Annotated in this window: 1 rRNA gene; it reads right to left on the bottom strand. The window is 54.8% G+C overall.

Features of this window, described 5'->3' with window-relative positions:
* Positions 1–2,923: ribosomal RNA gene (locus HPY28_RS30010) — 23S ribosomal RNA — on the bottom strand; the annotation flags it as partial.
* Positions 2,924–2,925 lie beyond the last annotated feature (2 nt).

Here is a 2,925-nt window from a genome sequence, read left to right as displayed (position 1 = left end):
AAGTCCTCGACCGATTAGTATTCGTCAGCTCCACGCGTTACCGCGCTTCCACACCGAACCTATCAACCTCATCGTCTATGAGGGGTCTTACCAGCTTGCGCTGTGGGAAGTCTCATCTTGGAGGGGGCTTCACGCTTAGATGCTTTCAGCGCTTATCCCGTCCGCACATAGCTACCCAGCTGTGCCACTGGCGTGACAACTGGTGCACCAGCGGTGCGTCCATCCCGGTCCTCTCGTACTAAGGACAGCTCTCCTCAAACTTCCTACGCCCGCGACAGATAGGGACCGAACTGTCTCACGACGTTCTGAACCCAGCTCGCGTACCGCTTTAATGGGCGAACAGCCCAACCCTTGGGACCTACTTCAGCCCCAGGATGCGATGAGCCGACATCGAGGTGCCAAACCTCCCCGTCGATGTGGACTCTTGGGGGAGATAAGCCTGTTATCCCCAGGGTAGCTTTTATCCGTTGAGCGATGGCCCTTCCATGCGGAACCACCGGATCACTAAGCCCGACTTTCGTCCCTGCTCGACTTGTAGGTCTCGCAGTCAAGCTCCCTTCTGCCTTTACACTCTACGAATGATTTCCGACCATTCTGAGGGAACCTTTGGGCGCCTCCGTTACCTTTTAGGAGGCGACCGCCCCAGTCAAACTGCCCACCTGGCATGGTCCTCTCGCCCGATAAGGGCGACGAGTTAGAAACTCCGTACATCAAGGGTGGTATCCCACCGACAGCTCCACAGAGGCTGGCGCCCCTGCTTCTCAGCTTCCCACCTATCCTGTACATGATGCACAAAGTTCCAATACCAGGCTACAGTAAAGCTCCATGGGGTCTTTCCGTCTTGTCGCGGGTAACCTGCATCTTCACAGGTATTATGATTTCACCGGGTCTCTTGCCGAGACAGCGCCCAAGTCGTTACGCCTTTCGTGCGGGTCGGAACTTACCCGACAAGGAATTTCGCTACCTTAGGACCGTTATAGTTACGGCCGCCGTTTACTGGGGCTTCGGTTCAAAGCTTCGCTTGCGCTAACTCATCCCCTTAACCTTCCAGCACCGGGCAGGCGTCAGCCCCTATACTTCGCCTTGCGGCTTCGCAGAGACCTGTGTTTTTGCTAAACAGTCGCTTGGGCCTTTTCACTGCGGCCCCCTCGGGCTATTAACCCTACCGAGGCGCCCCTTCTCCCGAAGTTACGGGGCCATTTTGCCGAGTTCCTTAGCAAGAGTTATCCCGCGCACCTTAGGATTCTCTCCTCGCCTACCTGTGTCGGTTTGCGGTACGGGCACCTTGTTCCTCGCTAGACGCTTTTCTTGGCAGTGTGAAATCAGGGACTTCGGTACTTAAATTTCCCTCGCCATCACAGCTCATGCTTAACGGTGTGCGGATTTGCCTACACACCACACTCACTGCTTGGACGGCCATCCAGTAGGCCGCTCACCCTATCCTCCTGCGTCACGCCATTGCTCAAGCGGAACAGAGGTGGTACAGGAATATCAACCTGTTGTCCATCGCCTACGCCTTTCGGCCTCAGCTTAGGTCCCGACTAACCCTGGGAGGACGAGCCTTCCCCAGGAAACCTTAGGCTTTCGGTGGACAAGATTCTCACTTGTCTTTTCGCTACTTACACCGGCATTCTCACTTCCAAGCGCTCCACCGCTCTTTCCAGTACGGCTTCACTGCTGCTTGGAACGCTCCCCTACCCAGTCCGTAAGGACTGCCATAGCTTCGGTGATACGTTTAGCCCCGTTACATTTTCCGCGCAGAGTCACTCGACCAGTGAGCTATTACGCACTCTTTAAATGGTGGCTGCTTCTAAGCCAACATCCTGGTTGTCTGGGCAACTCCACATCGTTTCCCACTTAACGTATACTTGGGGACCTTAGCTGATGGTCTGGGCTGTTTCCCTTTTGACGATGGATCTTAGCACTCACCGTCTGACTCCCGGACATAAGTCATTGGCATTCGGAGTTTGACTGAATTCGGTAACCCGATGAGGGCCCCTAGTCCAATCAGTGCTCTACCTCCAAGACTCTAAATTCCGAGGCTAGCCCTAAAGCTATTTCGGGGAGAACCAGCTATCTCCGAGTTCGATTGGAATTTCACCGCTAGCCACACCTCATCCCCGCACTTTTCAACGTGCGTGGGTTCGGGCCTCCAGTAGGTGTTACCCTACCTTCACCCTGGACATGGCTAGATCACACGGTTTCGGGTCTACGGCAGCGTACTATCGCCCTATTCAGACTCGCTTTCGCTGCGGCTCCGTCTCTTCAACTTAACCTCGCACGCTACCGTAACTCGCCGGTTCATTCTACAAAAGGCACGCCGTCACCCTTTTAACGGGCTCCGACTATTTGTAAGCACACGGTTTCAGGTACTATTTCACTCCCCTCCCGGGGTGCTTTTCACCTTTCCCTCACGGTACTGGTTCACTATCGGTCGCTAGGTAGTATTTAGCCTTAGCAGATGGTCCTGCCAGATTCACACGGGATTTCACGTGTCCCGCGCTACTCGGGGTTGGTCTCGGAGAGACGCGCGTTTAGGTTACGCGACTATCACGCTCTATGGTCAGCTTTCCCAAGCTGTTCACCTACGCGCGTCTTTTGTAACTCCATGTGAGACGCCCCACAACCCCGCCGGGTAAACCCGACGGTTTAGGCTCTTCCGCGTTCGCTCGCCACTACTGACGGAATCACTATTGTTTTCTCTTCCTCCGGCTACTTAGATGTTTCAGTTCACCGGGTCTGCCTTCTCATCACCTATGTATTCAGTGAAGGATACCATCCCATTACAGATGGTGGGTTACCCCATTCGGAGATCCCCGGATCAAAGCGTGCTTACCGCTCCCCGAGGCTTATCGCAGTTCGCTGCGTCCTTCTTCGGCTCCTAGCGCCAAGGCATCCACCGTGTGCCCTTAGTAACTTAACCAC

This window comes from Brevibacillus sp. HB1.2 (assembly GCF_013332495.1).
In the GTDB taxonomy this organism is placed as follows: Bacteria; Bacillota; Bacilli; order Brevibacillales; family Brevibacillaceae; genus Brevibacillus; species Brevibacillus porteri.
Note: the sequence above shows the minus strand (reverse complement) of the source record. Positions and strands in the feature narration are given on the sequence as shown.